The 22,915-nt window shown below is 57.4% G+C and carries 24 protein-coding genes, 2 pseudogenes and 1 riboswitch; of the genes and pseudogenes, 11 read left to right on the top strand and 15 right to left on the bottom strand.

Annotated elements, in window-relative coordinates:
• Positions 1-314 precede the first annotated feature (314 nt).
• The 6 genes and pseudogenes from CRO62_RS24815 to CRO62_RS24790 form a co-directional block, all read right to left on the bottom strand.
• A complete protein-coding gene (locus CRO62_RS24815) occupies positions 315-2,627 on the bottom strand; it encodes a GAF domain-containing protein (protein ID WP_097103298.1) in 2,313 nt (770 codons plus the stop codon).
• A gap of 33 nt (positions 2,628-2,660) precedes the next feature.
• Entirely contained in the window at positions 2,661-3,086 is a 426-nt protein-coding gene (locus CRO62_RS24810) for a response regulator (protein WP_097102509.1), read from the bottom strand.
• An 11-nt stretch (positions 3,087-3,097) separates the two neighbouring features.
• Entirely contained in the window at positions 3,098-4,207 is a 1,110-nt protein-coding gene (locus CRO62_RS24805; RefSeq protein WP_097102508.1) for a PAS domain-containing protein, read from the bottom strand.
• A 232-nt stretch (positions 4,208-4,439) separates the two neighbouring features.
• Positions 4,440-4,610 (bottom strand): annotated as a pseudogene (locus tag CRO62_RS24800) (ABC transporter permease); the annotation flags it as partial.
• A gap of 570 nt (positions 4,611-5,180) precedes the next feature.
• The gene (locus CRO62_RS24795) at positions 5,181-5,831 is read right to left on the bottom strand and encodes a pyridoxamine 5'-phosphate oxidase family protein (RefSeq protein ID WP_097103296.1); all 651 of its coding nucleotides are present in this window, start codon (positions 5,829-5,831) and stop codon (positions 5,181-5,183) included.
• A 301-nt stretch (positions 5,832-6,132) separates the two neighbouring features.
• Positions 6,133-6,783 carry a glutathione S-transferase family protein gene (locus tag CRO62_RS24790; RefSeq protein WP_097102506.1) on the bottom strand — a complete coding sequence of 217 codons (651 nt, stop codon included), beginning with the start codon at positions 6,781-6,783 and terminating at the stop codon, positions 6,133-6,135.
• A 268-nt stretch (positions 6,784-7,051) separates the two neighbouring features.
• Between CRO62_RS24790 and CRO62_RS24785 the strand changes: the two genes are divergently transcribed.
• Positions 7,052-7,708, top strand: coding sequence for a peroxiredoxin (locus CRO62_RS24785; protein WP_097102504.1), 657 nt, complete (start codon positions 7,052-7,054; stop codon positions 7,706-7,708).
• A 64-nt stretch (positions 7,709-7,772) separates the two neighbouring features.
• Here CRO62_RS24785 and CRO62_RS24780 read toward each other — a convergent pair whose 3' ends face one another.
• Entirely contained in the window at positions 7,773-8,225 is a 453-nt protein-coding gene (locus CRO62_RS24780) for a DUF5680 domain-containing protein (protein ID WP_097102502.1), read from the bottom strand.
• Positions 8,226-8,391: 166 nt separating this feature from the next.
• On the opposite strand from CRO62_RS24780, the gene CRO62_RS24775 reads away from it, so the two are divergent.
• The 3 genes and pseudogenes from CRO62_RS24775 to fghA all read left to right on the top strand — a co-directional run bounded on the left by CRO62_RS24775 (position 8,392) and on the right by fghA (position 10,399).
• The gene (locus CRO62_RS24775) at positions 8,392-8,847 is read left to right on the top strand and encodes a YaiI/YqxD family protein (protein WP_097102500.1); all 456 of its coding nucleotides are present in this window, start codon (positions 8,392-8,394) and stop codon (positions 8,845-8,847) included.
• A gap of 25 nt (positions 8,848-8,872) precedes the next feature.
• Entirely contained in the window at positions 8,873-9,532 is a 660-nt protein-coding gene (locus CRO62_RS24770; protein WP_097102498.1) for a DUF1345 domain-containing protein, read from the top strand.
• A 32-nt stretch (positions 9,533-9,564) separates the two neighbouring features.
• A pseudogene (fghA, locus tag CRO62_RS24765) lies at positions 9,565-10,399 on the top strand (S-formylglutathione hydrolase).
• 108 nt (positions 10,400-10,507) lie between these two features.
• On the opposite strand, the gene CRO62_RS24760 reads toward fghA, so the two are convergent.
• Positions 10,508-10,906, bottom strand: a complete 399-nt coding sequence (locus CRO62_RS24760; RefSeq protein ID WP_097102496.1) for a RidA family protein — start codon at positions 10,904-10,906, stop codon at positions 10,508-10,510.
• Between the two features lie 165 nt (positions 10,907-11,071).
• On the opposite strand from CRO62_RS24760, the gene CRO62_RS24755 reads away from it, so the two are divergent.
• The gene (locus CRO62_RS24755; protein ID WP_097102494.1) at positions 11,072-11,665 is read left to right on the top strand and encodes a TetR/AcrR family transcriptional regulator; all 594 of its coding nucleotides are present in this window, start codon (positions 11,072-11,074) and stop codon (positions 11,663-11,665) included.
• A gap of 24 nt (positions 11,666-11,689) precedes the next feature.
• Here the strand turns inward: CRO62_RS24755 and CRO62_RS24750 are convergent, their stop codons facing one another.
• The 5 genes from CRO62_RS24750 to crcB form a co-directional block, all read right to left on the bottom strand.
• Positions 11,690-12,178 carry a hypothetical protein gene (locus tag CRO62_RS24750; protein WP_013636057.1) on the bottom strand — a complete coding sequence of 163 codons (489 nt, stop codon included), beginning with the start codon at positions 12,176-12,178 and terminating at the stop codon, positions 11,690-11,692.
• A gap of 60 nt (positions 12,179-12,238) precedes the next feature.
• Positions 12,239-13,033 (bottom strand): ATP12 family chaperone protein, encoded by a 795-nt coding sequence (locus tag CRO62_RS24745; RefSeq protein ID WP_097102493.1) that lies wholly within the window; start codon positions 13,031-13,033, stop codon positions 12,239-12,241.
• Positions 13,034-13,063: 30 nt separating this feature from the next.
• The gene (locus CRO62_RS24740) at positions 13,064-13,732 is read right to left on the bottom strand and encodes an HAD family hydrolase (protein WP_097102491.1); all 669 of its coding nucleotides are present in this window, start codon (positions 13,730-13,732) and stop codon (positions 13,064-13,066) included.
• Between the two features lie 6 nt (positions 13,733-13,738).
• Positions 13,739-14,728, bottom strand: a complete 990-nt coding sequence (locus CRO62_RS24735; protein WP_097102489.1) for an RluA family pseudouridine synthase — start codon at positions 14,726-14,728, stop codon at positions 13,739-13,741.
• Between the two features lie 66 nt (positions 14,729-14,794).
• Positions 14,795-15,172 (bottom strand): fluoride efflux transporter CrcB, encoded by a 378-nt coding sequence (gene crcB, locus CRO62_RS24730; RefSeq protein ID WP_097102487.1) that lies wholly within the window; start codon positions 15,170-15,172, stop codon positions 14,795-14,797.
• 202 nt (positions 15,173-15,374) lie between these two features.
• On the opposite strand from crcB, the gene CRO62_RS24725 reads away from it, so the two are divergent.
• On the top strand, positions 15,375-15,665 hold the full coding sequence (locus tag CRO62_RS24725; protein ID WP_097102485.1) for a hypothetical protein: 291 nt from the start codon (positions 15,375-15,377) through the stop codon (positions 15,663-15,665).
• 119 nt (positions 15,666-15,784) lie between these two features.
• Complete coding sequence (locus tag CRO62_RS24720; protein WP_003512955.1) at positions 15,785-16,213, top strand: plastocyanin/azurin family copper-binding protein; 429 nt, start codon at positions 15,785-15,787, stop codon at positions 16,211-16,213.
• 62 nt (positions 16,214-16,275) lie between these two features.
• Here CRO62_RS24720 and CRO62_RS24715 read toward each other — a convergent pair whose 3' ends face one another.
• Positions 16,276-17,265 (bottom strand): copper chaperone PCu(A)C, encoded by a 990-nt coding sequence (locus CRO62_RS24715; RefSeq protein WP_097102483.1) that lies wholly within the window; start codon positions 17,263-17,265, stop codon positions 16,276-16,278.
• Between the two features lie 88 nt (positions 17,266-17,353).
• Entirely contained in the window at positions 17,354-17,734 is a 381-nt protein-coding gene (locus CRO62_RS24710; protein WP_097102481.1) for a hypothetical protein, read from the bottom strand.
• A gap of 173 nt (positions 17,735-17,907) precedes the next feature.
• Between CRO62_RS24710 and CRO62_RS24705 the strand changes: the two genes are divergently transcribed.
• From CRO62_RS24705 to gcvP, 4 genes are all read left to right on the top strand, one after another.
• Positions 17,908-18,093 (top strand): DUF3008 family protein, encoded by a 186-nt coding sequence (locus tag CRO62_RS24705; protein ID WP_003496099.1) that lies wholly within the window; start codon positions 17,908-17,910, stop codon positions 18,091-18,093.
• Positions 18,094-18,217: 124 nt separating this feature from the next.
• Positions 18,218-18,305, top strand: a riboswitch (glycine riboswitch).
• A gap of 154 nt (positions 18,306-18,459) precedes the next feature.
• Positions 18,460-19,599: a glycine cleavage system aminomethyltransferase GcvT gene (gcvT, locus tag CRO62_RS24700; RefSeq protein ID WP_097102479.1), complete on the top strand. Its 1,140-nt coding sequence runs from the start codon at positions 18,460-18,462 to the stop codon at positions 19,597-19,599.
• 28 nt (positions 19,600-19,627) lie between these two features.
• Complete coding sequence (gene gcvH / locus CRO62_RS24695) at positions 19,628-19,990, top strand: glycine cleavage system protein GcvH (RefSeq protein ID WP_003512948.1); 363 nt, start codon at positions 19,628-19,630, stop codon at positions 19,988-19,990.
• The gene (gcvP, locus tag CRO62_RS24690) at positions 19,990-22,854 is read left to right on the top strand and encodes an aminomethyl-transferring glycine dehydrogenase (RefSeq protein ID WP_097102477.1); all 2,865 of its coding nucleotides are present in this window, start codon (positions 19,990-19,992) and stop codon (positions 22,852-22,854) included. Before gcvH ends, gcvP begins: the two co-directional genes overlap by 1 nt.
• Positions 22,855-22,915 lie beyond the last annotated feature (61 nt).

The following is a 22,915-nucleotide window of genomic DNA, read 5'->3' as shown; positions in this document are numbered from 1 at the left end:
CCCGCGGTAGGCCACTCTCCGGGTGGCTCCCTGACCAGAAATATTCAAAGGTATTGCGATGCAAACCATCAAGTTCAGCAGGTAATTTATCCGTCAATTCCAACCTCAGGGACCAGCGGCAATCAGTCGGCAGATCAACTGCGAAGCCTTATCTGACTCTGTCACCATCTCCAAATTCCAAGTGGAGCGGTGAATGCCGGTAGCCGCAAAAATTCTCGGCTATCGCAGCAGATCCACGGCGGCAAGGCGTAGCAGCGGCTCATCCTCGATGACGAGTATGGTTGCCACATCGGCGGCATTCGAGGTCACGCTCATCATGACTGTCTCAAATGGGAAACCAGTCCCTGCATCGTAACCCGCAGGCCGTCAGGATCAAAATTTATCTCGACACCGCCTGTACCCGTCAGACCAAGCCGGATGAGCTTCGATCCAAAACCTTTACCCGATGGAGCGGTCACCGGCGGACCGTCCTGCTCCTTCCATTCCAGAACAAGCGCATTCTCGCCGCCGGCATCTTCTATCGTCCATGAAATAACGACGGTTCCGGCATCAGAAGACCAGGCTCCGTATTTCAAGGCGTTTGTGCCAAGCTCGTGCATCAGGAGAGCCAGCGATAGCGCAGTCCTAGGCCCGATTTCCATGTCGGCGCCCGATATGCGGTATCGCTCGGGAAGAGAAAGTTGGCGAAGCACTGAATCGATCACTGCCACCATGCGCGCCGACGACCAGTCCTGGTTCAGAAGAACCTCATGCGCATTGGCAAGCGCGCGCAATCTGCTCGTGAAGGCTTCGACAGGGGCTCTGTCGGTGACAGGGCGAAGCGTCTGTGTCGCAATCGCCTGAACCATGGCCATCGTATTTTTGAGCCGGTGGCTGATTTCGTGATTGAGAACCTGCTGTTCCTGCTCGGCGCGAATCCTGGAGATCGCCTCACGCGTGCGGTCCGCTATCGTGCGCACAAAATCACGCTCCTCAGACGAGAATTCATGCGGCTTGTCGTAGTGCACGAACATGACCCCCGCGAATGCGCCCCTTTCGATGATTGGCACATTCACGAGGACGGAGATGCCTATTGAGTGTAGAAGCTCGGCTGAAGCGGAGGTTCTCGGATCCGTCGCCACATCGGGTATGATGACCGTCTCACCGCGCTTCAAATCCTGGATGTAGGATCCGTAATTCCTGAAATGATGGAGCCCCGCGACGGTGAACATTCCCTCCGCACACCAGTCGGGAAGCATCTGCACCGTCTCGGCGATAGGGTCAACGATGCCGTAGCCCGCCCGCGTCGCGCCCCTCAGACTCCGTGCCAAAATCTCCGCGGCGGCAAATGCCACTTCCGCAACAGTATCCAGCTCGCGGATCTTTTCGCCGAGTTCCAGGAATGCAAGCTGCCTGTCCTCCGACAGTTTTTGAGCGGTGGCATTGCGTGCGACCTTGATATAACCTGGGACCTTGGGCGGCGAATGGTTGGACATCGGCCGGATCGTGCCGTCCAGAAAGATGCTGGAGCCATCGGCAGCGAGGTGCCATCGGCGGTCGGGTGCAACCCCTTCGGACGTGGCTCTGCTCACTTCAGTCGCAGGAACGCCGGCTGCCCGGTCTTCCTCAGTAAAAATCGACTCAAACGGCCGTCCGAGCATCTCGGCTTCCGACCAGCCAAATGTCTCCTGCGCTCCACCGAACCAGCTTGTAATGCGCTGGTCTTCATCGATCGTCATGATAATATAGTCTTTGGCGCCTTCGACGATCAGGCGAAGCTTCGTTTCGCTGTCGCGCAAAGCCTCCTGGGCTTGCATACGATCAGTGACTTCAACGAACATGATGACGAACGTGTCTTCACCAGTGGCTTGAACATAGCCGTCGAACCACCGATCCATCGATCCGATCTTGCGGGTGAAACGCTTGCTTTGTTGGGTCTCGACGGCCTCCACCACATCGGAAACCCACTCATTTTCGAATTCTGGAAAGAGTTCGCGCATGGTTCGACCAGGCACATTATCGCCTGGCAATCCGAGAAGAGTGCTCCATGCGGGATTGACCGTCTCGTACCGCCAATCGACAATCGTTCCGTCGACGTCACGGATCACCGAGCCTATGACGATGCCTTCCTCCAATTGCTGGAAAAGCGCACCCCAGCGTCGCTCGGAAAGGAAGGTCGCAATCTGGTTCGAGGCGACCCTTCCGATCTGGTTCAGTAACTGTAGCTCGCTTTCCGTCCATGTGCGTGGTTCTCCATCGATTGCTGCGAGCGCGCCGATCACCATGCCGTCAGGGAGGGTTACAGGCACTCCCATGTAGGAGATCACGCCCAGATCGGTTATGGCCAGATTATTTCTAACGAGATCATGAAGCGTCGCATCTCCGATGATCAAAGGCTGTCTATCGCGAACCACATGCTGACAGAATGAATGGGTGAGTGGCGTTTCCGCTGCTTCGGCCCATCTGGGTGGCAACCCGACATGGGCGATGAAAACCTGCCGGTGCTCGTCCAGAATCGAGATCAACGCCACTGGGCATTTCAGGCCGGTTTTGACGACCTCGATAATATCCTGGAATTCAGGTGGGCTATGGACATCAAGCAGCCCAGAGTTTCGAACTGCGTCAATGCGTTCCGACGGTGAATTCAAGGTCAATCCTTATCCGCACAGGCGCGGCGTTGATCAAGCCGACAAGGCGGCAAGCAGTTTGGGCGAAACAACGAGGCTGGGAGGAGGGGTGACGGAGCGCTCCGCGCCAATGACGATCCCCTCAATGAACTGCAAGGCATTTTGCAAACCGTTCATGGTGTACGGCTTCTCGATCGCTCCAAGTGCACCCGCAAAATCCTCGGGTATTCTCTTCAGGTTACCCGAAACAAAAACATAGGGGATGGAACTCGAGGAAAGGTATCGGCCGACTTCGATTCCCGTTGGGCCATCCAGCAATTGAATGTCTACAAATGCGAATTGCGGCAGTGCCTTGTTGGCAAGCTCGATAGCTTCCTTGCTGTCGGCAGCGATCCCCACAATCTCGTGTCCGGCATCTTCCACTTCGCTTTCGAGTTCCATCGCGAGCAGGGCTTCGTCCTCTACGATCAAGATTTTCACAGGAGATCCTTTCAGTCTTTTACAGAAAGCGTGACACGAACATCCGAGAGGCGACCTTCAACGGTCCGAACGATCGTAGCGCGCAGTTGTTTTACGCATGCTTCCAGCATCTTTTTGCTAAAGGCTGCTTCTTCCTTGTCCATTTCGCCCGGCGTGACGGTATCGGCAACCCTGACAAGGAAGTGGCCGTTGAGGCGCTTGACCTCCAGGTGCAATTGCCCGCCTCGGTCCTTCAACCCTCTGCGAATGGCGTCACCGATGAGTTCGTTGATGATCAATGCAAGGGGGGAGGCCTTGGTCGCCGGAACCACAACCTCGTGAAGATCGGTGGTGAGAATGATGTCGGTTCGCTTCAGGGCGCCGATCTTGTCGAGCATCAATGTATTGGCAAAATCCGCGACATCGAAATGCCCTACATCCTCATCGTTCAGAAGCTTGCGCTGCACGGTGCTGAGTGCTTCGACCCTGTTCAGCACAGACATCAATGTCCGCTCCACAACATCGTTATCAGTCATCCGCGCCTGAAGCTTCACGATTGAGGCGATAGTCAGGAGGTTGTTTTTTACGCGATGATCAACTTCGTGGACGAGGGTTGTTTTTGCCCGCAATGCCTCGGTCAAATCCGCCGTTCGCTGCGCCACCTCTCCCTCCGCGATGTGGCGGGCGCGAGCGAGTTCGGCTTCCTTGCTCTTGATATCGGTGAAGTCGAGTTGCGAGGCGAAAAAATAGATGACAGTTCCCGAAGCATCGCGAACCGGACTTACGAAGAGAGCATTCCAAAACTCTGATCCGTCCTTGCGGTAATTAAGGATGTCGATTGCCAAATCCTGCTCGGCTGCGATTGCCTCACGCAGCTTCGTAACTGAACCAGGATCCGTGTCTGGACCTTGGAGCAGACGACAATTTTGACCAACCAGCTCTTCGGCGGAATAGCCCGTCAATCTGCTGAAAGCAGCATTGCAGAAGATGATTGGATTGTCTTTCTGGAGTGGATTTGTGATGATCATGGGCATGCGGGTGGCCTTGAAGGCTGCCGCAAACGGATCTTCAGAAGCGTGGCCAGATACTAGACGCTCTCCAGCGTCTTGAGCATCCTGCCGGAAGAGATCATTATCTTTCATGCAAGGTCCTGAAGGTAACGGTCCCCTAAAATGTTTGAATGGAAATTTGGTTCCAACGACAAAGTGAATCATTCCCGTTTTACAGGGTAGGGGATCCACCATCTTTCTGCATATTGCCCGTGAGCAGGTCTGCCGGCGTTTGATAGCCGAGAGATCGGCCTGATGACGTCAGTAGAACGAAAACGGGGCGACCAACTGGCCGCCCCGCTTGATATGAGACTGGGTCGAAACCTCAAGCAGTCCGTTCTTCGCCCGCGTTCGGCCTCCAGGTGATCAGCTTCCTCTCGGCGACATCGAGAATGAGATCGATGACGAGAACAAAAATGGCGAGAATGATGATACCGGCGAAAACGCCGACCGCGTCGACGTTACCTTCCGAACGGGCGATCAGGTAACCGAGGCCCAGCCAGAGACGCGACGCCAATCCATGAGAACATGCTCCATCAGTATCGCTTCAGGCAATAATGTTGGGCGGAAATTGAGTGGTGTTTTGTTTAGAGCGAAAGGATGCGTTACGCTTCGACGTAGCGCGATAACGCAACAGCCAGATAATGTTCAAAACGAGTTCTGAAGTTGCCTAGAAGGTCATTTGGACTGAAAACGCAAGACATTTCAATCAACAAAAGTTCCATAATCTATCTTATGCGATTATCATATGTAGCTGCCAGATTTAGCTTTCTATGGTCTTGAGCGCCTCACCTTCATCAGCGCCGCCTCGACACTCTGTACCTCGCTTGGGCACAATAGCGAGCAAAGGATTTAGAGAAAGCACCTAGCCCTTACTTTTCGAGCCAGGGTGAAGCAGTGCTCCAGAAAATGCAATTGCCGCCAAGAAAATCTTCCGCGAGTGGGCTTTGAACCCATGAAAGACATTGCTGACGAAATGCCCATGCTTTGGCTGATGCGGCAAAGATTTTGATGATCTGTCGGAACTGATGCGCCTGCCACCACCGCTGCTTTGCAATCGAGGCGGCTAATAAAGTGTTCTCTGGTAGTCCTTTTCCAGATCGTCGTCCATTTTCCGCATCTCATCCCTGTTGCTGGGCGCGCCCGTCGTTTCGTCAAGGATGATTTTGATGAGCGACGGCATCTCGGAGCGATCCTGAAAATGATCCGGGCTCCACAAATGCGACCGCAGAAACGCCTTGGCGCAATGCATGAAAACCTCGCTCACCCTGACGACAATCGCGAGTTTGGGCGCGCGATCATTGATGCTCATGCTTTTCAGAAGCTCCGGGTCGGTTGCGAGCTTTGCCTGCCCGTTCACACGCAACGTGTCGTCAAATCCCGGTATGACAAACAACAGCCCGACGCTTGGATTGGCAATGATATTGGTCAACGTATCCAGACGATTGTTACCCGGCCGATCCGGTATCGCGAGTGTGCGTTCATCAAGAATCTTGACGAACCCCGCAGGGTCGCCACGAGGGCTTACGTCAGCACTTCCCGTCAGATTCTGCGTTCCTATGCACAGGAACGGGGAGCGTCTGATAAATTCCCGCGCATGCTCGCCAATGGTGTCCTGACACTTCAATATCGCTAGCGCGTGGGTCGCCTCGAACAACCCTCGAAGCGATGGCTCATCTGTTACTGCAAATTCCGGATCAAGTTCAAACGCCGTCATCATCCCTCACCCTTGTGACGTTGCCCCGTTGTTCCAATCAGCTTCACCAGACGAAAACGCTCGGATATTGCCGACCTATCGATTGTTCTTGTTTGCCCGCATTTGTACGGTTTTTAAATTTGAGGTACGTACATCAATTTTAGTACTATCGCAGATTTCCATTTCAATCAAGAAGTAGAACGGGCAGCGATAGAGGCACAACAATCACTGAAATGGCTACGGTAGCTTTTGATTGCGGGCAGTCCTGTATAGACAGTGTAGTGGGGGTTCTTACCTTAAGGCCCCCGCTATTCACCGACGTTCAACCAGTCGAAGCGGCCTTGAAGACGGCAAGCTGGTCGGCAAAGGCGCGTTGATAGGCCGGACGCGCCTCACCGCGAGCCACATAGGCTGAAAGGTTTGGATATTCGTCGAGGATGCCTGAGCTTTTTATCCTTTGCAGCACCGATATCATCAACAGATCTCCAGCGCTGAACGCACCGTCGAGCCAGTCGTCGTCACCGAGGCAGCGGGAGAGTTCGCCGAGCCGCTTGCGGACATTTTTATCGATCATCGCAAGGCGCTCCTCGTACCAGCTCTTGTCGCCCTCCAGAAATCGGGCAATCGAGCGGTCAACGATTGGCGGCTCCACCGTGTTGAGTGCGGCGAACATCCAGGTTATCGCCCGCGCCCGCGCATTCTCATCCCGCGGCAACAGGCCAGCATTGCGCTCCGCGATGTGGAAAATGATCGCGCCGGATTCAAACAGTACAAGATCGCCCTCCTCATAGGTCGGGATTTGTCCGAACGGCTGAAGTGCCAGATGCTCAGGTTCCCGCATCGCCTTGAAGGAGAGAAGGCGAACATCGTAGGACAGCCCCGCTTCCTCCAGCGCCCAGCGGACGCGCATGTCGCGGGCCAGACCCTTGCCGCCATCGGGCGAGCGTTCAAAAGCGGTAATCGTGATCGTCATTGCTGTTCCCCATCGCGTCTGTTTGGAGACTATTGGCTCATTGTGGTCGAGCATCAGCTTTTTGCGCCAGCCGGAAAAGGCAGCGCGTCAGAATAGGCGTTTGCCAGAACGAAAACAATCCTTGTACGTTTCCATAACAGGTCATTGGCGTGCCGTTTGCCGTGGAAAGGGCTGGCCATTTCACGCAAAAACTCTAAGCTCCTGCGCCGGACGCGGATTGCCAAAACCTTCAGGATTTCAATTTAAATCATTAGGGAGAAACCATCACATGAGCCTGCGTATAAACGACATCGCACCCGATTTCACCGCCGAGACCACACACGGTCCGGTGAGCTTTCACGAATGGATCGGCGACGGCTGGGCGGTCCTGTTTTCGCATCCGAAGAATTTCACGCCGGTCTGCACCACGGAACTCGGCGCGATGGGCGGCCTGCAGCCGGAATTCGAAAAGCGCGGCGTCAAGATCATCGGCATTTCGGTCGATCCGGTCGAAAGCCATGAGAAATGGAAAAACGACATCCGGACTGCGACCGGCTTTAACGTCGATTATCCGCTGATCGGCGACAAGGACCTGAAAGTGGCGAAGCTCTATGACATGCTGCCGGCGGGCGCTGGCGACAGTTCCGAAGGCCGCACGCCGGCCGACAACGCCACCGTGCGCTCCGTCTTCGTTGTCGGTCCCGACAAGAAGATCAAGCTGGTCCTCACCTACCCGATGACCACCGGCCGCAACTTCGACGAAATTCTTCGCGCAATCGATTCCATCCAGCTGACTTCCAAACATCAGGTGGCGACACCGGCAAACTGGAAACAGGGCGAAGACGTCATCATCACCGCCGCCGTCTCCAACGAGGATGCGATTGCCCGTTTCGGCTCCTATGACACTGTTCTTCCATACCTGCGAAAGACGAAGCAGCCCGACTGATTTTAAATCGATAAAAGGGGCGATGGGTCTCCATCGTCCCTATTCGATCTTCCCTGCGGCGTAGCTACGGCTTTATCACGCCGCCGTGGTAGTCGAGCCGGTACAACTCGACGCTGTCCCGATATATGCGCTCCACGCCGGTAAAAGACCGGAATTCGCCCTCATTGGTATCGACATAGACCATGTCTTCGACCTCGTGGGTGAAGCCGCCGAGGAAGCGCCCTTCCCTGTATAGCGTGGAAAGCGATCGCTGGATCACCCTGCCCGCCACCGTGCCGTCGATTAGCTCAGGGCGGATGATGCGGCCGTAATAATTCATGGCCCAAAGTGGAATTCCCTGATGCCAGACGACCTCCTCACCGATGAAGTCGGTTCCGCCGAAATAGCTATCGATATAGTTCCAGTCGCCGCTATGAAAACCGAGGTCGTGTGAGCCGATGCGGGTGGGCGTTGAGGATTTGTTGCCGCCGCCCACATAAGTGGCGGATTTGGCCTGCACGATGAATTCTTCCAGCATCGGGAATACCTCACATCAAGAACATAAAGTGAACATACTGAACTTGTGTGATGGTCGCAAGCATATTCCTTACCCTGCCTGTCGCTATATTTTAACAGATGGCGGGCTTGGTAATCGCAGCGTTTGCCCTTAAAAGCGATGCATAAATGATCCTCGAAGAGTGCCCATGTCGCAGACCCCGCAAATCTATGTCGATGCCGACGCCTGCCCCGTGAAACCCGAGATTCTCAAGGTGGCGGAACGGCATGGGCTGGAGGTGACTTTCGTTGCCAATTCCGGTTTGCGCCCGTCGCGCGATCCGATGGTGAAAAACGTGATCGTATCGGCCGTTTTCGATGCGGCGGATGACTGGATTGCGGAGCGTGCGGGCGAAAACGATATCGTCATCACCGCCGATGTGCCGCTCGCCGGGCGTTGCGTTGCCAGGGGCGCGCTGGTGACGGGACCGACCGGCCGCGTTTTCGACCAAACCAACATCGGCATGGCAACTGCGATGCGCGACCTTGGCGCACACCTGCGCGAAACCGGTGAGAGCAAGGGATATAACGCGGCTTTTTCGCCGCGCGACCGGTCTGCTTTTCTGGAGACGCTTGACCGTTTCTGCCGCCGTGTCAAAAAATGACCGCGTAACCAGGAAGTCGCAGCCCATGACCCCGGCCAATCCGCAGAGCAACACCTATAGCCGCCATAAGCCTTTCTTCGTCGCTCTTCTTGTTGGCGCCCTCGGCCTCGGCTTGGCGCTGGCATTCGCACGGACGCTTGCCATCGAAATTGCAGCCATTCTGTTTTTCCTGACCTATCTCGGGCTGGTGGCCTTTCGGCTTCCGAAATTAACGGCCCAGCACCTGAAAGCGCATGCCGATAGTGATGACCTGCCGGCGATGGCCATCATCGCCATTACGCTGATCGCTGCCACCGTCGCCGTCGTTTCACTTTTCCAGGCACTCAACCATTCCGGCGAAACCGTCTGGACGCTGCTGCTCGCCTTCGGCTCCGTCATTTTCGGGTGGCTGACGATCCACACCATGACCGCCTTGCACTACGCGCATCTTTACTGGCGTCCGGAAACCGTTGATGGCAAGCGCCAGCATCGCGGCGGCATGGATTTCCCGGCGACGAAGGAACCCTGCGGTTACGACTTCCTCTATTTCGCTGTTGTCATCGGCATGACAGCGCAGACCTCGGATGTTGCTGTAACCACGACACCGATGCGCAAGGTCACGCTGTTGCACTCCATCGTCTCCTTCTTCTTCAACACGGTTCTGGTGGCAGCGGCGGTCAATGCTGCGGTCGCGCTTGCGGGCTGAACCGGAAAACCTCTTCATAAAGGAATGGCTTCATGAATATCATCTCGCAAAATACGGCCTTTGGCGGCATGCAGGGCGTATTTTCGCACCTATCCGAAACCCTCAAATGCGAGATGACCTTTGCAGTCTATGTGCCGCCGAAGGCGATCAGCGAGCCTTGTCCGGTTCTGTGGTATCTTTCCGGCCTCACCTGCACCCACGCCAATGTCATGGAAAAAGGCGAATATCGCCGCATGGCGTCCGAACTCGGGCTGATCATCGTCTGCCCGGATACCAGCCCGCGAGGCAACGATGTGCCTGATGAAGTGACCAACTGGCAGATGGGCAAGGGCGCCGGCTTTTATCTCGACGCCACGCAGGAGCCTTGGTCGGAGCACTACCATATGTACAGCTACGTGACGGAAGAGCTGCCAGCCTTCATTGGCCAGCATTTCCGCGCGGATATGAGCCGTCAGGGCATTTTCGGCCATTCGATGGGCGGCCATGGCGCCATGACGATTGCGCTTAAGAACCCAGACCGCTTCAAGAGCTGCTCCGCTTTCGCCCCTATCGTCGCCCCCTCCTCTGCCGACTGGTCCGAACCGGCGCTGGAAAAATATCTCGGAACGGATCGTGCCGCATGGCGGCAATACGACGCCTGCTCGCTGGTCGAAGACGGCGCCCGTTTTCCGGAATTCCTGATCGACCAGGGCAAGGCCGACAGTTTCCTCGAAAAAGGCCTGCGTCCCTGGCTGTTCGAAGAGGCGATCAAAGGAACCGATATCGGCCCTGACGCTGCGCATGCACGAGCGTTACGACCACTCTTATTATTTCATCTCCAGCTTCATGGATGACCATCTGAAATGGCATGCCGAGCGGCTTGGCTAAGGCTGCGAAAGGGGAAGCTTAACCTGCGCGGTTTGGATTCGACCGACATCTTGAACAGCGACGTGACGGCGTTTTCAGTACGCCGTCTTACCCATAGCTTTCGGAGATTTATGCATCCGAAGGAATGCGGGCGATGACCTTGATCTCGAAATCGAAGCCCGCGAGCCAGTTCACGCCTATTGCAGTCCAGTTCGGGTAAGGCTTCTTGCTGAAAATCTGCTGCTTGACGGCCATGATGGTTCCGAACTGTTTTTCGGGGTCCGTATGGAATGTCGTCACGTCGACAATATCATCAAATGTACAGCCCGCTGCATGCAGCGTGGCTTTGAGATTTTCGAAAGCCAATTGTACCTGACGTTCAAAATCGGGTTCTGGCGTTCCATCGGAACGGCTGCCCACCTGCCCGGAAACAAACAAAAGGTCCCCGGATCGAATAGCCGCCGAATAGCCGTGCTCCTCGTAAAGAGCATGTCTGTTAGCGGGAAAGATTGCTTCGCGCTTCGTCATTTTTAAATCTCTCTTCTTTGTAATCGAGTGCACCCTCTGGGCGGAACATTACGCTTCGAGCGCTTCATACAACGCCTTATTTGATATACGGTGCGTATTTGAATTTGGTGGCATACATGCCGTATGTCAACCCGTATACGTCACGTATGTGAAATTGAGGAGAAAATGGCTAAACGACGCGCGGAAACGATGGAGGAAAATCGCGTAAAGCTGATCGCGGCTGCACGAAAGATTTTCGCCGAAAAGGGATACTCTGCCGCATCAATGGACGAGTTGACCGCGGAGGTTGGTCTGACGCGTGGAGCGCTTTATCACAATTTCGGAGATAAGCGTGGGCTTCTAGCGGCGGTGGTCGATCAGATCGATTCTGAAATGGCGTCGCGCGCTCAGGAGATCGGGGGACTGGCCGGGGGCGATTGGCAAGGTTTGCTCGCCGAGGGCGCCGCCTATATCGAAATGGCACTTGACCCCGAAGTACAACGCATCGTTCTGCTCGACGGGCCTGCGGTGTTGGGTGATCCCTCGCAGTGGCCTAGCCAGAGCAATTGTCTGCAGGCGACCAAGCGGACGGTTCAGAGCCTCATCAAACAAGGGGTCATCAAGTCAGTCGATGCGGAAGCTGCTGCCCGGCTTCTAAGCGGCGCTGCACTTAATGCTGCGCTCTGGATCGCCGCCAGTGATGATCCCGTGAGGGTGCTGCCGAAGGCTGTCGAGGCTTTCCAGTCCATGGCCACCGGCCTTCTTGTGAAACCAGTTTAAACTCTGTCTGGAAACTATACTTGTTCACGGAAACAGCGCCGTCGCCAGCGTTGTCGGTCCGGGTCGGCTCAGCCGGAACTCACGGATCACGCGCTCCGCGACGCCGTAAGCGAGATCCTGCTCAATCGACTGATTGTCGAAGCTGACGACGGTGGCTGTGAATTTGGCCTCGGCGATCACCTCGCCCGTCGCCACGGCGGCCGCACGAACGATGACACGGGCCGATGCCCGTTCTCCAAACAGGAAGGGGCCGCGGGTGACTGATGCGAGGCGAATGGTCAGCACCACGCGCGGTCTGATTTCGCCGCGTGCCGTCGTTTTGATCGCATTCTGTAGTTGCGCATGAATGGATTGCATCAATGCCGGCGCTACATCCGGCCGTGCCGCGACAAAGGCGCCACGCACATCATAAAGCAGCCGGTCGGCATTGGTCGCCTCCGGTTCCAGCCTGAAAGACATGAGCGTGAAACACGCCAGCACAACAATGCCAAGGCGTTTCAATCGAGTGTTCATGATCTGCGGCTCCCCTAACGTGAGGTAACCGCATATTCGGTCATCAGGGTTAGAAAAGCGTTAAGGCGCGCTCCTCAACGCCTCCAGAACGTTGAGTGCTGCACGCATGTCGATGAGCCTGGTGGCGCGGCGCTCCAGCGCCTCCTCGTCCTCGCCCCAATGTTCGGCGGTCCAGTCCTCGTCAAGATGGGCCAGCGCCCAGGTTTCCTCCAGCGTCAGTTGTCCTTCCGCCAGTGCCAGCGCCAGAATGGCGGAGCCGGTCAGCGACGTCATGGTATGCAGCGCGGCAAGCGCGATCGGCGTATCGTATTTTTTGAGCGTCACGGCAAAGGCTGCAACAGCTTCCCGAGGCTGATCGCGATGCATGACGCCTTCGACGAGAATGAAGCGTGCGCCGAGAACATTGGCTGCCCAGTCGATCACCGGATCCCAATGGTCCGCCTGCCGCGCCACAAGCGCTTCCGGTTGACCTGCGCGGTAGCACAGGAGATCGGAAGAGGAAAAGCGCAGGATGTCCTCGAAAACCGCCTGGGTGTCGCTGGCGATGCCGTCGATGGCCGTGTTCACATGCCGCGAGACCGGCATGACGACCGGGTTCACCACTTCTTTCTGCGCATCCCATTCACCGCGAAGCAGGTCCGCAAGCGCCTTGGATGGCAAGACAAGCGGCTTCTTGGCGGGCGTTCGCAAAGGTTTGCCATCGAGATGGATGGTGAAGCCGCCGTCTTCCACGTCAGCAACGGTAACGTCCTTATAGAAACGTTTCGGCAGGGGCCGCTGCATCTGGATTTGGGCGCGAAGGATCGGATCGGGGTGGCTGAGGCCTTCCGAAAGGTCGTTCAGGAGATCACGCATGGCACGTCCTCATCAGTCGAATAGAAAGGGTCATTCAAAAATATCGGCGGGAACATGGGCCAGAATTTCGCTCGGATGGCTGACGACGGCGTCTGCGCCTGCCTTCCAGAGATCATCGACCGAGGCGTAGCCCCAGGCAACGCCGATGGCCTTTGCGCCTGCCGCCTTTGCCATCTGCATGTCATAGATAGCATCGCCGACGACGACAGTGTCGGCTGGAACCATGCCGGTTTCATGGCAACATTCCATCACCATGGCCGGATGCGGCTTGGAAGGGCAATCATCCGCCGTGCGCGACACGATGAAATGCTCGGCGAAACCATGCGTTTCGAGAATATGGGTCAACCCGCGACGGCCCTTGCCGGTGACCGCGCCGATCAGCACCTCATCCCGCCTGGCGAGCGTGTCGATCAAGGGCGCGATACCGTCGAACAGCGGCTCGATCATGCCAGGTCGGGCGCGGATCGGGTGGTAGATTTCCCGATAGCGCTCAGTCATCGCGCGTGCCTCGTCATCCACATGCGCCTTACCGAGCATGCGGGCGATGGCGATGTCGAGCGTCAGGCCGATGATTGCCTTGGTCTGCGCAATATCAGGCCGTGGCTTTCCGAAATCGGCGAAGGTATCGACCATGACGGCATGGATAAGGCCGGCGCTGTCGACCAGCGTGCCGTCACAATCGAAAAGAACGAGTTTCATCTGATATCAGCCTTCCCTGTCGCCATCGGCCACGTCGAGGCCGAGCAGGTTCCAAGTCTGTACCATATGCGGTGGCAAAGGCGCGCTGACGCGAAGCCGGCCGCCATTCGGGTGCGGAATGTCGATATGGCGTGCGTGCAGGTGCAGACGCTTTTGTACACCGCCCGGAAAATCCCAGTTCGGATCATCGATGTAATATTTGGGATCGCCGATGATCGGGTGCCCCATATGCAGCGCGTGAACGCGCAGCTGGTGGGTACGGCCGGTATAGGGCTCCATTTCCAGCCAGGCGAGGTTTTGCGCGGCGGTATCGATGACACGGTAATAGGAAATGGCGTGATCTGCCCCCTCCTCGCCGTGCTTGGCGATGCGCATGCGGTCGCCGTCGGGGGTCTGCTCCTTGACCAGCCAGGTGGAAATCTTGTCCTGATGCTTGCGCGGCACGCCGCGAACCAGCGCCCAATAGGTCTTCTTGGTATCGCGCTCGCGGAAAGCTGCCGTCAGCTTCTGTGCAGCACCTCGGGTGCGGGCCACCACCAGCACACCCGATGTGTCACGGTCCAGACGGTGCACCAGACGCGGCTTTTCTCCCTTCGGGCTGGTCCATGCTTCCAGAAGCCCGTCGATGTGACGGTTGACGCCCGAGCCGCCCTGCACGGCAATGCCAGCTGGCTTGTTGAACACCAGAACCTTGTCGTCCTCATGCAGCAGCATGCGCGCCAGAAGTTCGCCGTCTGCCGAATGTTTGAGGTCCCTGGATCCGATCGGTCCGCTTTTGATCTTGAGGTCGGAATCGACCGGCGGCACACGCACCATCTGTCCCGGCTGCACCCGTGCGTCCGTCTTCACCCGGCCGCCGTCCACACGCACCTGCCCGGAGCGCAGCAGCTTTTGCAGCTGCCCGAACCCCAGACCCGGATAGTGAATCTTGAACCAGCGATCGAGGCGCATACCGGCCTCGTCGGCCTCGACCTTGATATGCTCGATACCTGCCATGAAATTTCCAGTCTCTCTGTCTTGATCGCGCGCCCTGTTCTCCGGCGCACCGTTTGGAGCAAGCCTTTAGAACAAACTGCGGCCCAAGGCCAGCCCGGCGAAAACCGCCGCGATGGAAACCACCAGACTTGCCGTGATGTAAACCGCCGAAAGGCCGAGCGCTCCGCGTTCGAAAAGCGCTACCGCATCCAGCGAGAAGGACGAAAAGGTGGTGAAGCCACCGAGAACGCCGGTGACCAGAAACAGGCGCATCTCCATAGACGCGTTCAGCCGCCTTGCAACAAGCTCAACCAGGAAACCGATGAGGAAGGATCCGACCACATTCACCACCAGCGTTCCCCAAGGGAAAGTCATGCCCACCAGGCGCACACTCAACAGACCAACCAGATAGCGGAAAACCGAACCGATTGCGCCGCCTGCTGCGACAAGAGCGATATTCAGCATTTGGGGAATGTCTCCGGAGAAATGCCCGACGGGTCTGTTGAACACGTTTTCTAGAACATAGCCACGGGTGGTGAAACCCCCTCGTCCCGACCTTTTTTCGATTAAAACTCGATTAAATTGCACGTCCGCGATTTAGCCTTCCAACAAGACGCAGCTGCTAATCTGCGGTTTTACGGGTCGGCGAAGGATGGCCGGAGGTTGGATGACACAGGTTCTTTCCGTTTCTGCAAACACTGCGGCCTACGCACTGGAGGCCGTGAAGCCGTCGCAGCGTGTATCGCGCAGAAGCGAGGTTGAGGAAGCCATTCACGAATTGGCGCGCAAGGCCGAACAGGGAGACGATTTCCAGCTGAGAGCCTTGCTCACCGCCATCAAGCCGCCGGCCTTGACCCTCTATTTCCTGACAAGCGCCAGCCAGCGGCACGCCCCCCAGACAACACTCGATCAGGCCGTGCAGGCCTACGAGGAAAATGAATCCAATAAAAACTTATAATATCAATTCAATATCCGTATTTATTAAATCGATTTATTAGTTTTTAGATGCGCATTTCGCGCGTTCAGGTTGTTGTCAGTTTCAAATTTTAGTCCTTCGGTACCAACTGGAGGAAGACCATGATTTCTATTGCTCGTCATGTCACAGCTACCACGATCGCGCTCCTTGTTTCGGCGCCGGCTTTCGCCGCCACGACGATCAAGGTCACTGAAGGCGGTGAAGGTGGCGGACCAATGACACTCGTGATGGACCAGACGACAGTCAAAGCCGGTGAAGCTGTGTTTCATGTGCATAATGATGCCATGAGCGAGCAGCACGAAATGGTGCTCGTCAAGCTGAAGTCTGCAGACGAAAAAATACCGCTCAATACCGCGAAACACCGTGTCGATGAAAAACAGCTTAAAAGTCTTGGCGAAGTGGCCGACCTGAAGCCCGGCGGCGATGGTCAGCTCAAGGCAAAGCTTACGCCCGGCACATATCTCCTCTTATGCAACATAAAAGGTCACTACGAAGCGGGTATGCAGGCCAAGCTGACTGTTACAAAATAATATTGGTCGAACAAGCTGAGGCTGCCGGATGAGTATTGCGTTCCGGCAGCCTCTTTTTTGCGTCAGTTGTGCTGGTGAGCGTTCTTGTCGTCACCACCCTTGGCCGAGCCTGCGGAAAGCACAATCTCGACCTTGCCAGCCTTTTCAAAGATCAGCGTCACCGGCACCTTGTCGCCTTCGGCGAACAGCTTCTTCACGTTGAAGAACATCATGTGCAGGCCGCCGGGCTTCAGTTCCACTGTCTCACCGGCGGGAATGACGATGCCGTCATCCAGCTTGCGCATCTTCATGACGTCGTTGACCATGGCCATTTCGTGAATTTCCGCACGGCCGGCGGCGGAGGATTCGACGCCGATCAGCTTGTCGTCGCTGGAACCGGTATTCTTGATCGTTACATAACCGCCGCCCACGGGCTGACCGGGCAGCATGGCCTTTGTCGCGCCAGCCGAAAGCTCGAGATTGCCAGCCTTCACCACGTCCATATCCATATCCATGGCCATAGTGGAATGGTCATGCCCACCGGCATGCGCTTTTGCGGTAACGCGGATGGTCGGCGCCGGGCTCTTCAGCGAATGCGGATCGACGCCTGCGGCCGCTACCTCGTTCCAGGAAACCTTGCCTTTGTCGCCACAAAGCTGCGTCACCTTGAAGGGAAGGTCCTGCCCGGCCTCTATGCCGGAGATTTTTCCCTGAACGGCAAAGGTGTCATAGAACTCGTCCGGCAGGTTGCCACCCTTCCAGCGGATTTCGACCGGGCCGCTTTTGATGTCCTTTCCGTGGTTCTTGTAGGCTTTCTGATAGTCGCCCTTGATGATCTCAAGGTCCCAACCGGCCTTGGGCTGCGGCTTGGCAGTGATAAACCCTTCCGGCAGCCTGATCTGCACTTCTGTGGTGGCAAGTCCGCCATCGCAGCCATGCGGCACCTGAAGTGCGGCAACGATGGTGCTTTCCTGTTCGGCCGAACCGTCAACGAAAGTCGTATGGGCGAAGGCCTGCGCCGTCGAGACGGAGGCGACGAACAGGGTGCAGGTGATGATCTTGGTGGTTTTCATTTGTTTGTCCTTGCGACTGCGGCGCCATTGGCCCGGGCAGCTGCTCCGTGCCGCCACCCGGCGGCGATGATCCAGTGAAACGAAGAGATCAGGCGGATAGGGATGGTGGGCCGCGTGCGGACGGTTTGCGGATTGTCTGGACCGAGTGAAAGCCCCATTCCGCGGTCAGGCGATTGTCGAGCCAGGCGAATTCCGTCCTCAGCCAGCCGGCCGCATCGGGCACCGGCAAGAGAATGGACGAGGCCAGCAGGCAGGCCTCGCAAAACAGGATCGCATCGCTTGAATGGGCGGGGCCGTCATTGGGGTGCGAGGCATTTACCCCGCCGCTGTGGCCTAGGCAGATTTCGGCAAAGGTGCCGTCCGGCAGCCGGTAGCTCTCATCCAGAACAACGGCAGGTGCCGCGGCGAGCGCGGGCTTGTGAGCAAAACCAAGCGACAACATCAACACCGCGCAGAAAATGCGAAGCATTTTCTCCACCCTTGTCAGCGGTCGTTTTCGATTTGCGTCCATCTTCTGGCGATACCCCTCTTTCCTTCCGATTTCAAAGGGGAAATTTGCCGCAGGCCCAGCCGCTCAACGGAACAATCAATACAGGGCGGCATTTCCTTTCCAATACGGATCGTTTCGGAAGGAGTACCGACATGCCAGCCAAATCAAAAGCCCAACAGAAAGCCGCAGGTGCGGCGCTTGCCGCCAAACGCGGTGAAGTCAAGAAATCCAGTTTACAAGGTGCTTCAAAAAGCATGGAGAAGTCCATGACAGAAAAGGAACTTGATGAACTGGCGTCGACAAAGCGCAAGGGTCTGCCGGAGAAAAAATCAGACTGACGGCACGCCTCATGCATGGAACTCGCCGTGTATCTAGCCAGCGATGGCGCAGATGGAGCAAAAATCTGTTCAGATGCGTCATTTCGTCCTTGCCAATGACCGGGCTTCGAAGATAATGAGCCTCGCATCATCGTTGGGAGAAACCGCTTCATTGCGGTGCCGAAGGAGCAACCGCCCCGGAAACTCTCAGGCAAAAGGACCAGCGGTGACGACGGAACTCTGGAGAGAAGCCACCTTTCATAAGGACGGCTCGCCGAAGGGATAACAATCTCAGGCGACAAGGACAGAGGGGGCTCTTGAACCCGGCGCGTTTTTCGCGTCATGACCTGAGCCCGCGCGATCTTTCGCGCAACCCTGGAGGCGTCCTTGGACGATACCGCCGAGCTTAAAATCACGCCGCTCCATTCCCTGCATGTTTCCCTTGGCGCCCGCATGGTGCCTTTCGCCGGTTACGACATGCCCGTGCAATATCCGGCGGGCGTGCTGAAGGAACATCTTCAGACCCGCACCTCTGCCGGCCTCTTCGACGTGTCCCACATGGGCCAGGTTATCCTGAAGGCGAAGTCGGGCAACAATGCAGATGCCGCAATCGCGCTTGAAAAACTGGTGCCGGTTGACATTCTCGGCCTAAAGGAAGGACGCCAGCGTTACGGTTTCTTCACCGATGAAAACGGCTGTATTCTGGATGATCTGATGATCACCAATCGCGGCGATCACCTTTTCGTCGTCGTCAATGCGGCCTGCAAGGACGCCGATGTCGCCCATATGAAGGCGCATCTCTCCGACACTTGCGACATTACCCTTCTCGATGATCGGGCGCTGATTGCGCTTCAGGGACCACGCGCGGAAGCGGTTCTGGCCGAACTTTGGGCCGGTGTTTCCGAAATGAAGTTCATGGACGTGCTGGAAGTTCCCCTGCACGACGTGCCCTGCATCGTTTCCCGCTCCGGTTATTCCGGCGAGGATGGTTTTGAAATCTCCGTGCCTGCCGAAAAGGCGGAAGAGATCGCCAAGGCCCTGCTCGAGCATCCTGATTGCGAGCCGATCGGGCTTGGAGCGCGCGACAGCCTGCGTCTTGAAGCTGGCCTTTGTCTCTACGGCAACGATATCGATACAACGACCTCTCCCATCGAAGCCTCGCTTGAATGGGCGATCCAGAAGGCGCGCCGCGCCGGCGGTGATCGCGAAGGCGGTTTCCCGGGTGCGGAGCGCATTCTAGGCGAACTCAAGGGCGGCACATCGCGCCGTCGCGTCGGCCTGAAGCCAGAGGGCAAGGCACCGGTGCGCGGTCATTCCAAGCTTTTCGCGGATGCCGAGGGCAAGACGGAAATCGGCGAAGTGACCTCCGGCGGCTTCGGTCCGTCGGTCGAAGGTCCCGTTGCCATGGGTTACGTCCCTGCGGCCTATACTGCTCCCGGCACGGCGATCTTTGCAGAAGTGCGCGGCAAATATCTGCCCGTCACCGTCGCTGCCCTGCCCTTCATCAAGCCCACCTACAAACGATAATCTTCATCCCATCTCCGGAGAGAATACGATGCTGAAATTTACCGCAGAACACGAATGGCTGAAGTTCGAAGGCGATATCGCCACCGTTGGCATTACCAGCCACGCCGCTGAACAGCTTGGCGACCTCGTCTTCGTCGAATTGCCGGAAGTGGGCGCCACCTTCTCCAAGAATGGCGACGCGGCGACCGTTGAATCCGTCAAGGCGGCTTCCGATGTCTATTGTCCGCTGGATGGCGAAGTGGTGGAAATCAACCAGGCCATCGTCGACGATCCTTCGCTGGTCAATTCCGATCCGCAGGGTGCCGGCTGGTTCTTCAAGCTGAAGCTCTCCAACGCTGCGGATGCCGATACGCTGCTCGACGAGGCAGCCTACAAGGAGCTGATCGCGTAATGACGACGCCCACGGAATTCCATTTCACCGACTATCAGCCCTATGATTTCGCCAACCGGCGTCACATCGGGCCATCGCCGTCGGAAATGGCGGAGATGCTGAAGGTCATCGGCTACAAGAGCCTCGATGCCCTGATCGACGCCACCGTTCCCTCCTCCATCCGCCAGAAGGTGCCGCTGACCTGGGGTGCCGCGCTGACCGAACGCGAGGCGCTCGACCGCCTGCGCGAAACGGCCAACAAGAACCAGGTACTGACCTCGCTGATCGGCCAGGGGTATTACGGCACGATCACGCCCCCGGTGATCCAGCGCAACATTCTGGAAAACCCGGCCTGGTACACAGCCTATACGCCTTACCAGCCGGAAATCAGCCAGGGTCGTCTTGAGGCACTGCTGAACTACCAGACCATGGTCTGCGATCTGACCGGCCTCGATGTCGCCAACGCATCGCTGCTCGATGAAGCGACCGCCGCCGCCGAAGCCATGGCGATGTGCCAGCGCGTCGCGAAGTCCAAGGCGACCGCCTTCTTCGTCGATGCCAATTGCCACCCGCAGACCATCGCGCTGATCGAGACCCGTGCGGCGCCACTCGGCTGGAAGGTGATCGTTGGCAATCCCTTTACCGATCTCGATCCTGTCGACGTATTCGGCGCGATCTTCCAGTATCCGGGCACCCACGGTCATGTCAGCGATTTCTCGGGCCTGATTTCCCGCCTGCACCAGACCGGCGCCATCGCTGCCGTTGCCGCCGATCTTCTGGCGCTGACGCTGTTGAAATCACCCGGTGAAATGGGTGCGGATATCGCCATCGGCACCTCGCAGCGTTTCGGCGTTCCGGTCGGTTACGGCGGCCCGCATGCGGCCTATATGTCAGTCAAGGACGCGCATAAACGCTCCATGCCTGGCCGTCTGGTCGGCGTCTCCGTCGATGCGCGCGGCAACCGCGCCTATCGCCTGTCGCTGCAGACCCGCGAGCAGCATATCCGCCGCGAGAAGGCTACCTCCAACATCTGCACCGCGCAGGTGCTGCTTGCAGTCATGGCGTCGATGTATGGCGTCTTCCATGGCCCGCAGGGCATCAAGGCGATTGCCCAGCAGACCCACCAGAAGGCCGTTTTGATGGCCAAGGGCCTGGAGAAACTTGGCTACCTCATCGAGCCGGAAACCTTCTTCGACACCATCACCGTCGAAGTCGGCCATATGCAGGGCGTCATCCTGCGCTCTGCCGTTGCGGAAGGTGTGAACCTGCGCAAGGTCGGCGCGACCAAGATCGGCATGAGCCTTGACGAGCGCACGCGTCCCGCAACGCTTGAGGCGGTCTGGCGCGCATTCGGCGGCAATTTCTCGATCTCGGATTTCGAGCCGGAATATCGCCTGCCGAAGGAACTGCTGCGCACCAGCCAGTACATGACGCATCCGATCTTCCACATGAACCGTGCCGAAAGCGAGATGACCCGTTACATCCGCCGTCTTTCGGACCGTGATCTTGCGCTCGACCGCTCGATGATCCCGCTCGGTTCCTGCACTATGAAACTGAACGCAACTGCGGAAATGCTGCCTATCACGTGGCCGGAATTTTCCGACATCCATCCCTTCGTGCCGGCCAATCAGGCGCTCGGCTACAAGGAGATGATCGATGATCTCTCGGAAAAGCTGTGCTCGGTCACCGGTTACGACGCCTTCTCCATGCAGCCGAATTCCGGCGCGCAAGGGGAATATGCGGGGCTCCTGACCATCCGCAACTATCACATCGCCAATGGCGGCGCACATCGCGACGTTTGCCTCATTCCAACCTCGGCGCATGGCACCAATCCAGCCTCCGCGCAGATGGTCGGCATGAAAGTGGTGCCGGTGAAGGTGCGGGAAAATGGCGATATTGATATCGACGATTTCCGAGCAAAAGCAGAGCAGTATGCGGAAAACCTCTCGTGCTGCATGATCACCTATCCGTCCACCCATGGCGTGTTTGAGGAGACGGTTCGCGAGATTTGCGAGATCACCCATCAACACGGTGGTCAGGTCTATCTTGACGGCGCCAACATGAACGCCATGGTCGGTCTTGCCCGTCCCGGCGATATCGGTTCCGACGTCAGCCACCTCAACCTGCACAAAACCTTCTGCATTCCGCATGGCGGCGGCGGTCCGGGCATGGGGCCGATCGGCGTGAAGGCGCACCTGGCTCCCTATCTTCCCGGCCATCCGACGACGGACGGTCGTGAGGGTGCGGTTTCGGCTGCCCCCTTCGGCTCGCCATCGATCCTGCCGATTTCCTGGAGCTACTGCCTGATGATGGGCGGCGAAGGGCTGACGCAGGCGACCAAGGTTGCGATCCTCAACGCCAACTACATCGCCGAACGGCTGAAGGGCGCTTACGACGTGCTCTACAAGTCCGAAACGGGACGTGTGGCGCATGAGTGCATCATCGACACCCGCCCGCTGGCAGACAGCTGCGGCGTGACGGTGGACGACGTTGCAAAGCGCCTCGTCGACTGCGGTTTCCATGCGCCGACCATGAGCTGGCCGGTTGCCGGCACGCTGATGATCGAGCCGACGGAATCCGAGACCAAGGCGGAAATCGACCGTTTCTGCGATGCCATGCTGGCGATCCGCGAGGAAGCCCGCGACATCGAGGAAGGCCGTGCGGACAAGACCAACAATCCGCTGAAGAACGCGCCGCACACGGTGGAAGATCTCGTCGGCGAGTGGGATCGTCCCTACAGCCGCGAACAGGGCTGCTTCCCGCCCGGCGCCTTCCGCATCGACAAATACTGGTCGCCGGTCAACCGTATTGACAATGTCTATGGCGACCGCAACCTCATCTGCACCTGCCCGCCGATGGAGGCTTATGCCGAAGCCGCCGAATAAAGGCATCGGTACGAACGAACTTGTGAAGGCCCGGATCGCTCCGGGCCTTTTTCGTTCCGGA

The sequence above is a fragment of the Rhizobium sp. AN6A genome, assembly GCF_900215635.1.
Taxonomy (GTDB): Bacteria; Pseudomonadota; Alphaproteobacteria; order Rhizobiales; family Rhizobiaceae; genus Agrobacterium; species Agrobacterium tumefaciens.
The sequence above is the reverse complement of the archived record's forward strand: the minus strand, read 5'-3'. Positions and strand labels throughout refer to the sequence as shown.